Genomic DNA, 15517 nt, shown 5'->3' with positions numbered 1-15517 from the left:
GCGCGAGGCTGCGCACCTCGCCGGCCACCACCGCGAAGCCGCGGCCCTGCTCGCCGGCGCGCGCCGCTTCCACCGCGGCGTTCAGCGCGAGGATGTTGGTCTGGAACGCGATGCCGTCGATCACCGAGATGATCGAGGCGATGCGGTCGCTCGACTGCTGGATCTCCTGCATCGTCTTGACCACGTCGCCCACCACCTGCTGGCCGCGGCCGGCCGCCTGGCGGGCGCTGCGCGAGATCTCCTCGACGCGGTTCACGGTGCCGGCGCTGTCCTTCACGGTGGCCGACATCGTCTCCATCGACGACGCCGTCTCCTCCAGGCTGGCCGCCTGCCGCTCGGTGCGGTCCGACAGCGACAGGTTGCCCTGCGCGATCTCCGACGCCGCGCTGTACACCGAATCGCTCGAATTGCGGATGTCGCCGACGGCGGTGCGCAGGTTGTCCTGCATCTGCGCGAGGGCCGCCATCAGCTGGCCCATCTCGTCCTTGCGCTCGCTGTCGACGCGGCCCGACAGGTCGCCACCGGCGATGCGCTGCAAGGCGGCCATGCCGCTGCGCATCGGGCGCACGACGCTGGTCGTCAGGCCCCAGGCCAGCAGGCTGCCGAGTGCCAGCGCGATCGCGCCGCCGACGGCCATCGCGGTGCGCGAACGCTGGTTGCCGGCGCTCGCCGCCACGATGCGCGCATCGGCATCGTCGCGGATCACCTTGGTGAGTTCGGCGGCCGCCTTGCTCAGCGTCGTGAAGTTGGCGAGCGTCTCGCCTTCGAGCAGCTTCTTGACCTTCTGGAAGCGCTCGGCGTCGTCGGTGCTGGCCAGCAGCCGTTCGATCTCGGCCGAGCTCGCGTCGTAGGATTTGAGCGCACCGTCCACCGGCGCCAGCTGCGGCTCGATCGCATCGGCCCGCGGCAGGCTGCGCAGCAGCTGGATCTGCTCGACGAAGCGCGCATGGTGCTTCTTGAAGGCGTCGGCCTGCGTCGCCCGCTCGGCTTCGCTCCAGCGCGTGGCCAGCAGTTCCTGCGCGCCGCGCATGCCGCGCGCCGCCGTGCCGAGCTCGGACACGCCGTTCATCGCCGGCATCGTCATGCCCGCCAGGTCGTCGAAGCGGCCCTGCAGCTGCGACATCTCGAAGAAGCTCTGGCCGATCGTGGCGCACGAGAGCAGCAGCACGCTGGCGAACCCGAGGGCGAGGCGCACGCCGATGCGGACATCCTGGAGCAGTTTCATGGGTCCCATCCTTGTTCTGATCCAGGGGAATATCGACCTTCCGTCCCGGATCCTGAACGGAAATCCCCCAGGGTTTTCCTGCCACACTCACACCATGCTGACCGTGAACAAACTCCTTGCGCAGGGCCATGGATTGGCCCCTGCCCTCGTCAAACGCGCCGCATCCGTCGAACTCGACTGGGACGTGCGCCAGAAGAGCCGCTTCGATGCCACCGACTCGCAGGGCCGCACGCTCGGCGTGTTCCTGCCGCGCGGCACCGCGGTGCGCGGCGGCGACGTGCTGGTGGCCGAAGACGGCTCGCTGATCCGCGTGGTCGCGGCGCCGCAGCCGGTGCTGGTCGTGACGCACTGCACGCAGCACGGCACGCCGTTCGACCTGCTGCGCGCCGCCTACCACCTGGGCAACCGGCATGTGCAGCTCGAGCTGAAGCCCGATCACCTGAAGCTCGAACCCGACCACGTGCTGGCCGACATGCTGCGGCAGATGCACCTGATCGTGAACGAGGCCTCGGCGGCGTTCGAGCCGGAGGGCGGCGCGTATGCGGCCGGTGCGCACGCGCATCACGGGCACGACCACGACGATCACGACCACGGGCACGAGGGCCATGACCACGGGCACGGGCACGATCACCACGGTCACGACCACCACGGCCACTGACACCGATGCCCCGCGTCCGCCGCGCCCCCACCCCGACCAGCGCCGCCTCGCTGCTGCAACTGATGTGGCTGGCCTCGCCGGCGCTGCCGGTCGGCGGCTTCAGCTACTCCGAAGGGCTGGAGTCGGGGGTCGATGCCGGCCTCGTCACCACCGAGGCGCAGACCGCCGCCTGGCTGCTCGACCAGCTGCGCCTGGGCTTGGCCCGCAGCGACCTGCCGCTCGCCGCCAAGGCTTTCGCGGCGTGGCAGCGTGACGACCGCGACGCGATCCGCGAGCTGAACGACTGGGTCGTGCAGACCCGCGAGAGCAGCGAGATGCGCCTGCAGGCCGAACAGATGGGCCGCTCGCTGCTCGAGTGGCTGAAGAACCGCGGCCTCGCCGACGAGCGCCTCGCGGTGCTGGCCGCCCTGAAGCCGGCACCGACCTGGCCGGTGGCGTTCGCACTGGCCGCCGCGCAGACCGGCGCGCCGCTGCGCGATGCGCTGCTGAGCCTGTGCTTCGGCTGGGCCGAGAACATGGTGCAGGCCGCGCTCAAATCCGTACCGCTCGGCCAGAACGCCGGCCAGCGCGTGCTGGCCGCCCTGGCCGACGCGATGCCCGCGGCCGTCGACCGCGCGATCGCGGCCACCCACGCCGAGCGCCAGGCCTTCACGCCGATGCTGGCGATCCTGTCGGCACGCCACGAGGCGCAGTACTCGCGGCTGTTCCGCTCCTGACGATGATCCACGTCCTGCTGGTCGATGACGACCTCGATCTGCGCCAGCTCGTCAGCGACTACCTGCAGCGCTACGGCATGCGGGTGAGCGCGGTGGCCGATGCCGCGAGCCTGCGGCGCGTGCTGCGCGCGGGGCTGGGCGGCCCCGACCCGTACAAGGTGCTGCTGCTCGACCTGATGCTGCCCGACGGCAACGGGCTCGACCTGTTCCGCTGGGTGCGCGAGATCGCGCCGCTGCCGGTGATCATGCTGACCGCGCAGGGCGACCCGGCGAGCCGCGTCGTCGGCCTCGAGCTCGGCGCCGACGACTACCTGCCCAAGCCGTTCGAGCCGCGCGAGCTGGTGGCGCGCATCCATGCGGTGCTGCGCCGCGCCGGCGCCGCACCGGTCGCCGCGCCGACGGCCACCGTGCTGCAGTTCGCCGGCTGGACCTTCGACCGGCTGCGCCGCCAGCTGACCTCGCCGCAGCAGGTGGTGGTGGCGCTGTCGTCGGCCGAGTTCCGGCTGCTGTCGGCCTTCGTCGACCACCCGAACCGCGTGCTGAGCCGCGACCAGCTGCTCGACCTCACGCGCGCCCCCGGCGCCGAGGTGACCGACCGCAGCATCGACCTGACGGTGTCGCGGCTGCGCCAGAAGCTCGACGAGCCGAACCTGATCCGCACCGTGCGCGGCGAGGGCTACCTGTTCAACGGCAGCGACGGCGAGGCGCGCGCTTGAGCCTGCTGCAGCGACTGCGCCGGCTGTTCAGCCACACGCCGTTCAGCGACACGCTGTTCAAGCGCCTGATGCTGCTGATGTGGGTCGCGCTGGTGGCCAGTCACTTCCTCAGCTTCGCGGCGGTGCGCAGCGTGGCCGACGGGCTGGGCAACGGCCCGCCGATGGGTTCGCCCGCGCCCGGACGCGACGGCATGGGCGTGCCGCCGCTGTCGTCGCTGCCGCCCGGCCTGCTGCCCGAGGGCGGCCCGGGCGGACCGCCTCCCCCGCTGCAACCCGGGCGAGCATCGGGCGGCACGCCGCCGATGCGCTCGCTGTGGCTCGACTACCTGGTGCGCTTCCTCGTGATCGGCGGGGCCGCCTGGTGGGGCGCGCAGTGGCTGTCGCAGCCGATGCGCCGGCTGGCCGATGCGTCGCGCGCGCTCGGCCAGGCGATCGCGCAACGCCGCCCGGCGCCGGCGCTCGACGAGCAGGCGGGCACGCGCGAGGTGCGCCAGGCCGCGCAGGTGTTCAACACGATGGCGCAGCGCCTGCACGAGCAGTTCGGCGCGCAGGGCCTGCTGATGGCCGCGATCTCGCACGACCTGCGCACGCCGCTGGCCCGGCTGCGCCTGCGGCTCGAGACGATGGAGCCGGGGGCGCAGACCGAACGCTGCATCGCCGACCTGCAGGAGATGGACGCGCTGATCGGCAGCGTCCTGGCCATGYTGCGCGACCAGCATGCGCCGCAGGCGCGCCAGCGCGTCGACCTGCGCGCCCTGCTGCAGGCCCAGGTCGACGACCGGGTCGAGCAGGGGCTGGCGGTGCGCCTGGCCGACGACAGCGGCGGCGAGGCCGTCGTGCTGGCGCAGAGCGAAGCCCTCGGCCGCATCCTCGGCAACCTGATCGGCAACGCGCTGCGCCATGCCGGTTCGGCCGAGCTGAGCCTGCGCGGCCATCCCCGCGAGTTGGAGCTTTACATCGACGACCACGGCCCCGGCATCCCCGAGGACCAGCTGGAGACGGTGTTCCGCCCGTTCTACCGGGTCGACATTGCGCGCGGCCGCGGTGCCGCCAGCGGCGGTGGCACCGGGCTGGGCCTCTACATCGCACGCGACCTGGCCGAACGGCTGGGGGGCCAACTGACATTGTCGAACCGGCCCGAAGGCGGCTTGCGGGCCCGGTTGCTGCTGCCACGCGCCTGATCGCCCCGCGGGCACAGCGCAGACACAGTTCAAATGGACCGTGTCCAAGTTGATACAAAGCAACGATATTTGCGACACCGTCGGCGACCAGCATCGGCAGCCTCACAGCCACTGCTTCGCCAACACCATGTCCGACACCCTTCGCCACCACGCCCTCGACCACGAGCAGCCCTCATGCGACCCCCACGGGCCTCTTCACCAGCACGAGCACGACCTCGGCCTCGTCCACGACCTGCAGGTGATGCAGCGCCGGCGCGCGCTGACCTGGCTGGCCGGTGTCGGCGCGGTGTCCGCGGTGTCGTCACTGCTCGGTTGCGGTGGTGGCGGCAGTTCCTCCACGGCCGATACCAGCAGTTCCTCGGGATCCGGCAGCTCCGGTGGATCTTCCGGTTCCAGCAGCAGCACCTGCTCGGTCATCCCGGAGGAGACCGCCGGTCCCTACCCCGGCGATGGCTCGAACACCGCGAACGGCAGCGTCGCCAATGTTCTGGGCGTGAGCGGCATCGTGCGCAGCGACATCCGGTCGAGCCTCCCCAGCAGCCTGGGCTCGGCAGAGGGCGTCACGCTGACCGTCACGCTGACGCTGGTCGACACGAACACCAGTTGCGCCGACCTCTCCGGCCATGCGATCTACCTGTGGCACTGCGACCGGGAGGGGCGCTACTCGATGTACTCGTCGGGAGTCACCAACCAGAACTATCTGCGCGGTGTGCAGGAGACCGATGCCAACGGGCAGGTCACGTTCACCACCGTGTTCCCCGGCTGCTACGCCGGCCGCATGCCGCACATCCACTTCGAGGTGTACCGCAGCCTGGCCACCGCCACCTCGTCGACCAGCAAGATCAAGACCTCGCAGATGGCGTTCCCGGTCGCCGATTGCAGCACCGTCTACAGCACCGCCAGCGGCTACAGCGCGAGCGTGAGCAACCTGAACCAGATGAGCTTCGCGACCGACAACGTGTTCAGCGACGGCGTCACGCTGCAGATGGCAGCGCTGAGCGGCAGCGTCGCGGCCGGCTACACCGCCGCGCTGACCGTGGGCATCGCGGCCTGAGACCCTTTTTTTGACGAAGGAGACAGCGACATGACGACCTTGAACCGCACCCTCGCCGCCGCCGCGGCCACCCTGCTGCTGGCGCTGCCGCTGGCAGGCACCGCCGCCGACCCGGCCCCATCGCAAGGCGGCAAGCCGCCGGCACCGCCGCCCGAGGCGATCGCCGCGTGCAACGGCAAGGCCGAAGGCGCCACCGCGAGCTTCGCCGGCCGCAACGGCGAGACCATCTCGGGCACCTGCCAGAAGATCGGCGACGTGCTCGCACTGCGCCCGGCCGGCGGCCCGCCAGGGGGTGGACAGGGCGGCGGGCAAGGCGGCAAGCCGCCGGCCAAGAAGGGCTGAGCACGCAGCCGGCACTACACTCGGTTCGCCCTGATTCCCCGGGCGAACCGAGCACCCCATGAGCGCCGCACTGCACACCATCCCCCACCGCACCAAGAAACTGCCACCGCTGCGCGTGGGCGTGGGCGGGCCGGTCGGCTCCGGCAAGACCACGCTGGTCGAGATGCTGTGCAAGACGATGCGCGAGCGCTACGACCTCGTGGTCGTCACGAACGACATCTACACGAAGGAAGACCAGCGCCTGCTGACAGTGGCCGGCGCGCTGGAGGCCGAACGCATCATGGGCGTCGAGACCGGCGGCTGCCCGCACACCGCGATCCGCGAGGATGCATCGATCAACCTGGAGGCGGTCGACCGCATGCTCGGCAAGTTCCCCGACGCCGACATCGTGTTCATCGAATCCGGCGGCGACAACCTCGCCGCCACCTTCAGCCCCGAGCTGAGCGACCTGACGATCTACGTGATCGACGTCGCGGCCGGCGAGAAGATCCCGCGCAAGGGCGGCCCCGGCATCACGAAGAGCGACCTGTTCGTGATCAACAAGACCGACCTCGCGCCGCACGTCGGTGCCGATCTGTCGGTGATGGAGGCCGACACGAAGCGCATGCGGCCGAACCGGCCCTACGTGATGAGCAACCTGAAGACGAACGCCGGTCTCGCCGAGGTGGTGGCCTTCATCGAGAAGAAGGGGATGCTGGTCTGAGGCGCCGCCGTCTCAGGGCACGCTAGCGCAGGTTGAGCGTGCTCTGCAGCGCGCGCACCGCACCGGCGCCGATCGACGCGCCGAAGCGCTTGGCCAGCCGCTCGGCGACGTTGTCGCGCGGCGTGTAGTCGATCACCTCCTCGGCCTTCACGACCTCGCGCGCCACCATGTCGAGGTTGCCCAGGTGGTCGATCAGGCCCATCTCGAGCGCCTGCTGGCCGTTCCAGAACAGGCCGCTGAAGGTGTCCGGCCCGATCTTCAGCCGCTTGCCGCGGCCTTCCTTGACGACGCCGATGAACTGCTGGTGGATCTGGTCGAGCATCGCCTGCGTGTAGGCGCGCTGCTTCTCGCTGACCGGCGAGAATGGGTCGCCGATGCCCTTGTTCTCGCCCGCGGTCTGCAGGCGGCGCTCGACACCCAGCTTCTCCATCGCGCCGGTGAAGCCGAAGCCGTCCATCAGCACGCCAATCGAGCCGACGATCGAGGCCTTGTCGGCATAGATCTCGTCGGCCGCGACCGCGATGTAGTAAGCGCCCGAGGCGCAGGTCTCCTCGACCACCGCGTACACCTTCTTCTGGTGCTTGGCCTTCAGCCGGCGGATCTCGTCGTTGATGATGCCGGCCTGCACCGGGCTGCCGCCCGGCGAGTTGATGCGCAGCACGATGGCCTGGGCGCCCTCGTCCTCGAACGCGTTCTTCAGCGCGCCGACCAGCAGCTCGGCGCTCGCCTCGGTGTCGGACGCGATCTCGCCGCGCACCTCGATCAGCGCGGTGTGCGGCCCGCTCGGCGTGGCCGCGTGGTTGCGCGCCGTCAGCAGCGCCCACGCGATGACCGCGAACACCAGCAGCCAGCTCCAGCGGAAGAACAGCTTCCAGCGGCGGTCGCTGCGGCGGTCCTTGAAGAAGGCGCGGGCCAGTTCCTCGACGGTTTCCTCGACCGATGGCTTGGCGGGGGCGGCGGCCACCACGGGGGCGGGTGCAGGCGGGGGAACAGGCGCGGCAGCGTCGGGCGAGGGCAACTCGTCGTGCGGATTCATGCAGGGCTTTCGGCGGCCTTCGTTCAGTCTTCGAAGGCGGGTTGGATGTCGCGCGAAGGATACCAATAGACCTCGCCGGCCTCTTCCTCGACGCGCAATTCGGTCAGCTTGCCGCGGCCGCACGGCCCGGCGACGCAGCGGCCGTTCAGCGGGTCGTAGGCCGCACCGTGGATCGAGCACAGGATGAATTCGCGGCCGCTGTCGAGGAACTCGCCGGGCTGCCAGTCCATCTCGGCCGGCACGTGCGCGCAGCGGTTCAGGTAGGCGACGACGCGGCCCTCGAAGCGCAGCGCGAAGGCGCGCGTCGGCTCGCGGTATTGCAGCACGTCGAACACCAGCGCCTGGCCCTTCTCAGGCAGTTGCGCCGCGGCGCACAGGTGGCGCCGCGCGGCCGGCTCGGGCATCAGCGGCGGCAGGCGTGACGGTGGCAGCACCGGCTCAGCCATGGTGGCCCAGCCACTCGCCCAGTTCGGGCACCGAATGCGCGACGAAGCGCGGCGCGTAGCTGTCGAAGGCGGCCGGTTCGTGCGCCCCGTAGCTGACGCCGATGCAGGCCACGCCGGCATTCACCGCCATCTGCAGGTCGTGCGTGGTGTCGCCGATCATCAGCGTGCGCTCGGGCGCGACGTCCAGCTCGGCCATCAGCTCGAACAGCATCTGCGGGTTCGGCTTGGATGCGGTTTCGTCGGCGGTGCGGGTGGCATCGAAATGGCGGGCCAGGTCGGCCGTGCGCAGCGCCTCGTCGAGCCCGCGGCGCGATTTGCCGGTGGCCACGCTCAACCAGTGGTTGCGCGCCTTCAGCGCGGCCAGCATCTCCAGCGTGCCGGGGAACAGCACGATCTCGTGCTGGCGCGCGAAGTAGTGGTGGCGGTAGCGGTCGGCGAGCGCCGGGTACAGCTCGCGGCTGAGGCCCGGCGCGGCATGCTGCAGCGCCTCGGCCAGCCCGAGGCCGATCACGTAGCTCGCATCCTTGTCGCTCGGCACCACGGTGCCCACGTCGGCGCAGGCGGCCTGGATGCAGCGCGCGATCAGCGTGGTCGAGTCGAACAGCGTGCCGTCCCAGTCGAAGGCGATCAGGTCGAACTGGCGAGGGCGGGTCATGACGGCAGGCTCTGGAGGAATGCACTGCATTCTGCCGGCAATGGCGCCTCGAGTTCGATGGCCTCGCCGCTCGCGGGGTGCTCGAAGCGCAGCCGCCGCGCATGCAGGAACATGCGCTCGAAGCGCGCACCCTGCACCGCCTCGCCGCGCGCCAGGGCCTTGTTGACCGCGAAATCGCCGTACTTCTCGTCGCCGGCGATCGGGTGGCCCTCGTGCGCCAGGTGCACGCGGATCTGGTGCGTGCGGCCGGTCTTGATCGTCACGTCGAGCAGCGTGAAGCCGGCGTAGGCCTGCGCGATGCGCACCAGCGTGATCGAGCGGCGGCCGTCCTCGTTGTCCTCGTCGACGGCGCGCACGCGGCGCTCGCCTTCGCCGGTCAGGAACTTGTGCAGCGCCACGTCGATGACCTTGCGCGAGGCCGGCCAGGCACCGATCACCAGCGCCGCATAGGTCTTGCCGGTCTCGCGGCTGCGGAACTGCTCCTGCAGCGCGACCAGCGCCGAGCGCTTCTTCGCGATCAGCAGCAGGCCGGAGGTTTCCTTGTCGAGCCGGTGCACCAGCTCGAGGAAGCGCGCCGTCGGCCGCGCCTGGCGCAGCTGCTCGATGACGCCGGAGCTGACACCGCTGCCGCCGTGCACCGCAACGCCGGCCGGCTTGTTCAGCGCGATCAGGTGCTCGTCCTCGAACACCACGGGGAACTCGCGCGCCGGCGCGGGCGGCACCGCCGACGGGTCGGCCATGCGCACCGGCGGCACGCGCACCCGATCACCGATCGCCAGCCGCGTGTCGGCGGCGGCACGCCCCTTGTTGACGCGCACCTCGCCCGAACGGATCACGCGGTAGACGTGGGTCTTGGGCACGCCCTTCAGCAGCTTGATCAGGAAGTTGTCGAGCCGCTGGCCCTCGGAGCCTTCATCGATCTCGACCGTCTGGACGGCCGGCGCAGCCGCCTCGGCCGGCCCCCTCACCGCGGTGCTTGCCGGCCGACCTGCTTTGGCCCCTATAATGCGTTGCACCACGTTGTTGTCGTAAGTGTTTGATTTTTCTGAGTTTAACGTCGATGGCGTTGAACCGGCACGAACGACGGCGGTGGTGGTCGGGCCCGAGGGTCCGGCCAACAGGTGATGCAACATGCCCKGCTCGCGGTAGGCCCCGTCCCCATGCGACGAGGCGGCACGCAGCCCGGCATGGCAGAGAAACAAAGAACGAACCCCTGTCAAAAAGGTTTCCAGGCAGGAGACATCGAAGCGGGGTCCTCGCCTACCGGCGGCGACCCTGGGTCTTCAGCCTCCTGCCCGCGCCCAGCAGTCATTGCGGAACATGTTCCCGGCTCCCACCCCCCACCACTGCCCACCGTGTGCCTTGCGCGCCGTACCCCGGCCTCGTGCCTGCGGGTTTGCGCTGGCCGGCCGTGCCGGGGTCGAGCCTCGAACACCGGCCTCGTGCCCCGCAGCGCCCGCTGTCTCGCATGCGCCAACGCTGCCTGACCGGCCGATCCACTGATCGATCCCGCGTCAACGCAGTCCAGGGCGATTCCTTCCGGTTCATCCACGTTTCTCGTGCATCGATGAGTCGCCCCTGAAGTTTCAGAGGCGGCATGTTGAGTGGCTGCCACTCGCGCACAACACGGCGCGGTGGCGGCGAAGGAGCGCACATGAAACGCATGCTGATCAATGCGACGCAGCCCGAAGAGCGTCGCCTCGCGATCGTCGACGGCCAGAAGCTGCTGGATTTCGAGACCGAGATCGAAGGCCGCGAGCAACGCAAGGGCAACATCTACAAGGCCGTCGTCACGCGCGTCGAGCCCTCGCTCGAAGCCTGCTTCGTCGACTACGGCGAAGACCGCCACGGCTTCCTGCCGTTCAAGGAAATCTCGAAGAACTACTTCCGCGACGGCGCTGACGTGCGCAACGCGCGCATCCAGGACGCCATCCGCGAAGGCGACCAGCTGCTGGTCCAGGTCGAGAAGGAAGAGCGTGGCAACAAGGGCGCTGCCCTCACCACCTTCGTCTCGCTGGCCGGTCGCTACCTGGTGCTGATGCCCAACAACCCGCGCGGCGGTGGCGTGAGCCGGCGCATCGAGGGCGAGGATCGCGAGGAGCTGAAGGAAAACCTCGACCAGCTCGAGTACCCGAAGGGCATGAGCCTGATCGCCCGCACCGCCGGCATCGGCCGCAGCGCCGCCGAGCTGCAGTGGGACCTGAACTACATGCTGAAGCTGTGGACCGCCATCGACGGCGCTTCGCAGGGCGGCAAGGGTGCGTTCCTGATCTACCAGGAGTCGTCGCTCGTGATCCGCGCGATCCGCGACTACTTCACGTCGGATGTCGGCGAGATCCTGATCGACACCGACGACATCTACGACCAGGCGATGCAGTTCATGAACCACGTGATGCCGGAATCGGCCGCACGTGTGAAACGCTATCGCGACGACGCCCCGCTGTTCTCGCGCTTCCAGATCGAGCACCAGATCGAGACCGCGTTCTCGCGCACGGTGAACCTGCCGTCGGGCGGCGCGATCGTGATCGACCACACCGAGGCGCTGGTCTCGGTCGACGTGAACTCGGCCCGCTCCACGCGCGGCAGCGACATCGAGGAAACCGCGACCCGCACCAACCTGGAAGCCGCCGACGAGATCGCGCGCCAGATGCGGCTGCGCGACCTGGGCGGCCTGATCGTCGTCGACTTCATCGACATGGAAGAGTCGAAGAACCGCCGCGAGGTCGAGACCCGGCTGCGCGACGCGCTGCGCCAGGACCGCGCCCGCGTGCAGTTCAGCTCGATCAGCAAGTTCGGCCTGCTCGAGCTCTCGCGCCAGCGCCTGCGCCCGGCGCTGAGCGAAGGCAGCCACATCACCTGCCCGCGCTGCAACGGCACCGGCCACATCCGCGACACCGAATCCAGCGCGCTGCAGATCCTGCGCATGGTCCAGGAAGAGTCGATGAAGGACAACACCGCCGCCGTGCATGTGCAGGTGCCGGTGGAGGTGACCTCGTTCCTGCTGAACGAGAAGCGCACCGAGATCACGAAGATCGAGCTGAAGCAGCGCATCACCGTGCTGCTGGTGCCGAACAAGCACCTGGACACGCCGAACTACAAGCTCGAGCGCCTGCGCCACGACGACCCGCGCCTGGAGAACCTGCAGGTCAGCTACTCGATGATCGAGGAGCCGGACGACGAGGTCGGCATCACGCGCCGCGAGAAGGCCAAGGCCAAGCAGGAGCCGGTGATCAAGGGCATCCTGCCCGAAACGCCCGCGCCGATCGTGCCGCCGAAGCCGGCACCCGCGCCGGTCGTGGCCCCGGTGGCGGTGGCCCCTGCGCCGGCACCGGTGGCGGCGCCCGCGCCGGCCGGCGGTGGCTTCTTCGGCTGGGTCAAGCGCCTGTTCGGCGGCGGCGAGCCGGAAGCGGCACCGGCCGTCAAGGCGCCTGCAGCGGCGACCGGCGATGCCGGCGCGAAGCGCGACGGCCGTGGTGAACGTGGCGATCGCGGCACGGGCCGTGGCGGCCGCGGTGACCGTGACGGCAAGCGCGATGGCCGCCGCGGTGAGCGCGGTGGAGATCGGGGTCGCGGTGAAGGCCGCGGCGAGGGTCGTCCGGAAGGCGGCCGTGGGGAAGGTCGCGGTGAAGGTCGCAACGAAGCCCGCACCGAGGGCCGCCCGGAAGGCCGTGGCGATCGCCCGGAACGTGGCGAGCGCGGCGAACGGGGTGGTGAGCGCGGTGGCCGCCGCAACGAGCGCAGCGAGCGTGTCGAGGAAGTGGCGAACACGGAAGCCGGCGCCGCAGCGGTCGCGCCGCGCACGGACGAGCGTCCGCCGCGTGGTGAAGGACGTGGGGAAGGCCGAGGCGAAGGTCGCGGAGAAGCGCGCGGTGAAGGCCGTGGCGGCCGCGGTCCGCGCCCCGAGCGCGAGCGTCGTCCGGCCGATGCGCCGGTCGACGGTGCGGTGGCAGGCGCAGCAGCACCGGTGCAAGCGTTCAGCGACACCGTGCCCAGCCCCGATGCAGAAGGCGGCGAAGCGCGTGAAGGCGGCCGTCGCCGTCGCCGTGGCCGCGGTGGCCGCGACCGCGACGACGCCCGCAATGGCGAAGCCGTCGTGAACGAGAACGGCGAGCAGGTCGCGAACGCATCGGGTGACGACACGGCTCGCGCCGAGTTGCCGGCGGACGCTGCCGGCCCGCAGGGCGAGTCCGTCGAGTCGGCCGACGCACCGGAGGGCGGCAACGCCACGCCGGAAGGCGGCGAGCGCGATGGGCGCCGCCGGGGTCGCGGCCGCGATCGTCAACGCCGTGAGCGACGCGACGAGACCGACGGCAGCGCACCGCCGGCCGAAGGCGCCGAACCCGGTGCCGCGGGCGACAGCCCGGCCGCTGCGGTGGCCGAGCCGGCGTACCGCTCCGAGATCGCCGAGGCACCTGCCTACACGCCGCCTGCGTACTCACCGCCTGCCTACACGCCGCCGGTCCAGGCGCCCGTCGTCGAAGCACCGATCCCCGCACCCGTGGTGGCCCAGGCCCCCGCAGTGACAGCACCGGTTGCAACGCTGGTCGCGGCACCCGTGGCCGCGCCGGTCGAGCGCTTCGTGCTGCCGCTGTCCGACCTGCAGTCGGTCGCGCAGACCGCTGGCCTCGAATGGGTCAACTCGGATGCCGACAAGATCCGGGCCGTGCAGGAGGCGATGGCCCGCGAGCCGAAGCCGATCCACGTGCCGCGCGAGCCCCGCCCGCCGGTCGCGATCGATGAAGGCCCGCTGGTGCTGGTCGAGACGCGCAAGGACCTGTCGCAGGTCAAGCTGCCGTTCGAATCGGAGTCCGGCAAGCCGGCGGCCTGATCCTGCGTTTCTGACAGCGCGCGGCAACGCGACGACGGCGCCTTCGGGCGCCGTTTTTCATGGTGCGCGGCAAATCGTCAGCGTGATGCCGGCCGCTCGACGAGCACTATTGAAGCGCCGCGGTCAGGGCAGCCGTTCGAGCGCGTTCTGGTAGGTCGGCTGGTGCATCAGCTCGTCCCACGGCAGCGGCGAGGTCTGCGGCAACAGTTCCAGGCGGCGTGTCTCGCTGTTCGCATCGGCCTGCCAGCGGCCCTGCGCGAGCGCCTGTGCCAGTCCGTCGAGCAGCGCATCCACGGGCCGTCCGTTGTCGACCTTCGACTGGTTGCACAGCAGCACCAGGTCGCAGCCGGCGTTCAGCGCCGCGATGCCGGCCTCGACCGCAGTGCCGGCGACGCGGGCGCCTTCCATGCTCAGGTCGTCGCAGCAGATGGCGCCGGTGTAGCCGAGCTGGCCGCGCAGGATCTCCTTCAGCCAGCGCGACGAGAAACCAGCCGRCACCGCATCGACCTGCGGGAAGGTCACGTGCGCCGGCATCACGCAGGTCAGCGTGGTCGACAGCCAGTCGTAGGGTTTCGCATCTTCATCGAGGATCTGCTGCAGCGTGCGGTCGTCGACGGCCCGCGCGACATGCGAATCGGCCACCGCATAGCCGTGCGCCGGAAAGTGCTTGCCGCAGTTGGCCATGCCGGCGCGCAGCAGGCCGGTCGACAGCGCCTGCGCGAGGAGGGCGACGACCCGCGGGTCGCGGTGGAACGCCCGGTCGCCGACGACCTCGCTGCGGCCATGGTCGAGGTCGACCACCGGCGTGTAGCTCAGCTCGACGCCGCAGGCGCGCAGCTCGGTGCCCAGCACGTAGCCGGCCGAGGTGGCCGCATCGACGGCGCGCATCGCGTCGCGCATCCACAGCGCGCCGAACTCGCGCATCGCGGGCAGGTGCGTGAAGCCGTCGGTGCGGAAGCGCTGCACGCGGCCGCCCTCGTGGTCGACGGTGATCAGCACGTCGGGGCGGATCGCCTTCACCTCGGCGGTCAGCTCGGTCAGGTGGCGGCGGTCGACCCAGTTGCGGGTGAACAGGATCAGCCCGCCGGTCAGCGGGTGGCGCAGCCGGCGCCGGTCGTCATCGGTCAGGGCCGTGCCGGCGATGTCGAGGATCACCGGTGCGTGTTCGCTCATGCTGTCTCTCTTCGCATTCAGGGTTGCTGGGTTTCGACGACCACGAAGCTCGCCGCGTAGTCGCTCTCGTCGGTGACGCTGACGTGGGCGACCAGGTGCCGCGCCTTGAACCATTCGGCCAGTTCGCCGTGCAGCACGATCTCGGGCTTGCCGCTCGGCAGGTTGACGATCTCGCAGGCGCGCCAGGTCATCGGCATGCGCATGCCGCGGCCGATGGCCTTCGAGAACGCCTCCTTGGCCGAGAAGCGGGTCGCCAGGTAGCTGATGCCGCGCGCTTCGACGCGGGCGCGCCGCGCGTGGAACACCGCCAGCTCCTGCGGGCCGAGCACCTTGGCCGCGAAGCGCTCGCCGCGCCGCTCGAGCGTCGCCGCGATGCGGCGCACGTCGCAGATGTCGGTGCCGATGCCGTAGATCACCGCGCGGCCGCCCGCTGGATGCAGCGCTGGTAGTCGCGCACCGTCTCGACCAGGCCGAGCTCGAGCGCATCGGCCACCAGCGCATGGCCGATCGACACCTCCTGCACGCCGGGCACGGCCCGCAGGAAATCGGTCAGGTTGTCGCGGTTCAGGTCGTGGCCGGCGTTGACGCCCAGGCCGGCGCGCAAGGCCGCCTCGGCGCTCGCGGTGAAGCCGGCCAGCACCGCCGCGCCGGCCGGCGTGCCGTGCGCGCTCGCGAAGGTCTCGGTGTAGAGCTCGACGCGGTCGGCGCCGGCCGCGCGCGCCGCCGCCATCGCCTGCGGCTCGGGATCCATGAAGAGGCTCACGCGCACGCCCATCGCATGCAC

Annotated in this window: 16 protein-coding genes; 8 read left to right on the top strand and 8 right to left on the bottom strand. The window is 70.6% G+C overall.

Going from position 1 to position 15517, the window contains the following annotated elements:
* Positions 1-1225, bottom strand: a 1225-nt coding sequence (locus tag AC1DXV_RS21320) for a methyl-accepting chemotaxis protein (protein ID WP_477935424.1), incomplete at its 3' end; no start/stop codon positions are given.
* Positions 1226-1319: 94 nt separating this feature from the next.
* On the opposite strand from AC1DXV_RS21320, the gene ureE reads away from it, so the two are divergent.
* The 7 genes from ureE to ureG all read left to right on the top strand — a co-directional run bounded on the left by ureE (position 1320) and on the right by ureG (position 6595).
* Positions 1320-1883, top strand: coding sequence for an urease accessory protein UreE (gene ureE, locus AC1DXV_RS21315; RefSeq protein WP_477868517.1), 564 nt, complete (start codon positions 1320-1322; stop codon positions 1881-1883).
* Positions 1884-1888: 5 nt separating this feature from the next.
* A complete protein-coding gene (locus tag AC1DXV_RS21310; protein WP_477868515.1) occupies positions 1889-2599 on the top strand; it encodes an urease accessory protein UreF in 711 nt (236 codons plus the stop codon).
* Positions 2600-2601: 2 nt separating this feature from the next.
* Complete coding sequence (locus AC1DXV_RS21305) at positions 2602-3315, top strand: response regulator (RefSeq protein WP_477935422.1); 714 nt, start codon at positions 2602-2604, stop codon at positions 3313-3315.
* On the top strand, positions 3312-4496 hold the full coding sequence (locus tag AC1DXV_RS21300) for an ATP-binding protein (protein ID WP_477868510.1): 1185 nt from the start codon (positions 3312-3314) through the stop codon (positions 4494-4496). Before AC1DXV_RS21305 ends, AC1DXV_RS21300 begins: the two co-directional genes overlap by 4 nt.
* A 127-nt stretch (positions 4497-4623) precedes the next feature.
* The gene (locus tag AC1DXV_RS21295) at positions 4624-5550 is read left to right on the top strand and encodes a dioxygenase family protein (RefSeq protein WP_477868508.1); all 927 of its coding nucleotides are present in this window, start codon (positions 4624-4626) and stop codon (positions 5548-5550) included.
* Positions 5551-5580: 30 nt separating this feature from the next.
* Positions 5581-5892, top strand: a complete 312-nt coding sequence (locus AC1DXV_RS21290) for a hypothetical protein (protein WP_477868506.1) — start codon at positions 5581-5583, stop codon at positions 5890-5892.
* A 58-nt stretch (positions 5893-5950) separates the two neighbouring features.
* Complete coding sequence (ureG, locus tag AC1DXV_RS21285) at positions 5951-6595, top strand: urease accessory protein UreG (protein WP_477935419.1); 645 nt, start codon at positions 5951-5953, stop codon at positions 6593-6595.
* 22 nt (positions 6596-6617) lie between these two features.
* On the opposite strand, the gene AC1DXV_RS21280 is transcribed toward ureG, so the two are convergent.
* The 4 genes from AC1DXV_RS21280 to AC1DXV_RS21265 are packed head-to-tail and all read right to left on the bottom strand — an operon-like array spanning position 6618 to position 9748.
* Positions 6618-7631 (bottom strand): S49 family peptidase, encoded by a 1014-nt coding sequence (locus tag AC1DXV_RS21280; protein ID WP_477868341.1) that lies wholly within the window; start codon positions 7629-7631, stop codon positions 6618-6620.
* Between the two features lie 23 nt (positions 7632-7654).
* Entirely contained in the window at positions 7655-8065 is a 411-nt protein-coding gene (locus AC1DXV_RS21275; protein WP_477868339.1) for a Rieske (2Fe-2S) protein, read from the bottom strand.
* A gap of 4 nt (positions 8066-8069) precedes the next feature.
* Entirely contained in the window at positions 8070-8732 is a 663-nt protein-coding gene (locus AC1DXV_RS21270) for an HAD family hydrolase (RefSeq protein ID WP_477935417.1), read from the bottom strand.
* Positions 8729-9748 carry an RluA family pseudouridine synthase gene (locus AC1DXV_RS21265; protein WP_477868336.1) on the bottom strand — a complete coding sequence of 340 codons (1020 nt, stop codon included), beginning with the start codon at positions 9746-9748 and terminating at the stop codon, positions 8729-8731. The genes AC1DXV_RS21270 and AC1DXV_RS21265 overlap by 4 nt, the downstream gene beginning before the upstream one ends.
* Before the next feature lie 638 nt (positions 9749-10386).
* Between AC1DXV_RS21265 and AC1DXV_RS21260 the strand changes: the two genes are divergently transcribed.
* Positions 10387-13560 carry an Rne/Rng family ribonuclease gene (locus AC1DXV_RS21260; protein ID WP_477935415.1) on the top strand — a complete coding sequence of 1058 codons (3174 nt, stop codon included), beginning with the start codon at positions 10387-10389 and terminating at the stop codon, positions 13558-13560.
* Positions 13561-13683: 123 nt separating this feature from the next.
* Here AC1DXV_RS21260 and nagZ read toward each other — a convergent pair whose 3' ends face one another.
* From nagZ to AC1DXV_RS21245, 3 genes are all read right to left on the bottom strand, one after another.
* Positions 13684-14733: a beta-N-acetylhexosaminidase gene (nagZ, locus tag AC1DXV_RS21255; protein ID WP_477935413.1), complete on the bottom strand. Its 1050-nt coding sequence runs from the start codon at positions 14731-14733 to the stop codon at positions 13684-13686.
* Positions 14734-14750: 17 nt separating this feature from the next.
* A complete protein-coding gene (gene acpS, locus AC1DXV_RS21250) occupies positions 14751-15149 on the bottom strand; it encodes a holo-ACP synthase (RefSeq protein ID WP_477869941.1) in 399 nt (132 codons plus the stop codon).
* Positions 15146-15517: pyridoxine 5'-phosphate synthase (locus AC1DXV_RS21245; RefSeq protein ID WP_477935411.1), on the bottom strand; the 372-nt coding region annotated here is incomplete at its 5' end. The genes acpS and AC1DXV_RS21245, both read right to left, overlap by 4 nt.

It is taken from the genome of Rhizobacter sp. P3_C12, assembly GCF_056402735.1.
This window is presented reverse-complemented; position numbering and strand designations above follow the sequence as displayed.

What these genes read in the sequence shown, in the direction of transcription:
- ureE (WP_477868517.1), top strand. Translation starts at nt 1,320, where the DNA reads ATGCTGACCGTGAACAAACTCCTTGCGCAGGGCCATGGATTGGCCCCT.
- AC1DXV_RS21310 (WP_477868515.1), top strand. Translation starts at nt 1,889, where the DNA reads ATGCCCCGCGTCCGCCGCGCCCCCACCCCGACCAGCGCCGCCTCGCTG.
- AC1DXV_RS21305 (WP_477935422.1), top strand. Translation starts at nt 2,602, where the DNA reads ATGATCCACGTCCTGCTGGTCGATGACGACCTCGATCTGCGCCAGCTC.
- AC1DXV_RS21295 (WP_477868508.1), top strand. Translation starts at nt 4,624, where the DNA reads ATGTCCGACACCCTTCGCCACCACGCCCTCGACCACGAGCAGCCCTCA.
- AC1DXV_RS21290 (WP_477868506.1), top strand. Translation starts at nt 5,581, where the DNA reads ATGACGACCTTGAACCGCACCCTCGCCGCCGCCGCGGCCACCCTGCTG.
- ureG (WP_477935419.1), top strand. Translation starts at nt 5,951, where the DNA reads ATGAGCGCCGCACTGCACACCATCCCCCACCGCACCAAGAAACTGCCA.
- AC1DXV_RS21280 (WP_477868341.1), bottom strand. Translation starts at nt 7,631, where the DNA reads ATGAATCCGCACGACGAGTTGCCCTCGCCCGACGCTGCCGCGCCTGTT.
- AC1DXV_RS21270 (WP_477935417.1), bottom strand. Translation starts at nt 8,732, where the DNA reads ATGACCCGCCCTCGCCAGTTCGACCTGATCGCCTTCGACTGGGACGGC.
- AC1DXV_RS21260 (WP_477935415.1), top strand. Translation starts at nt 10,387, where the DNA reads ATGAAACGCATGCTGATCAATGCGACGCAGCCCGAAGAGCGTCGCCTC.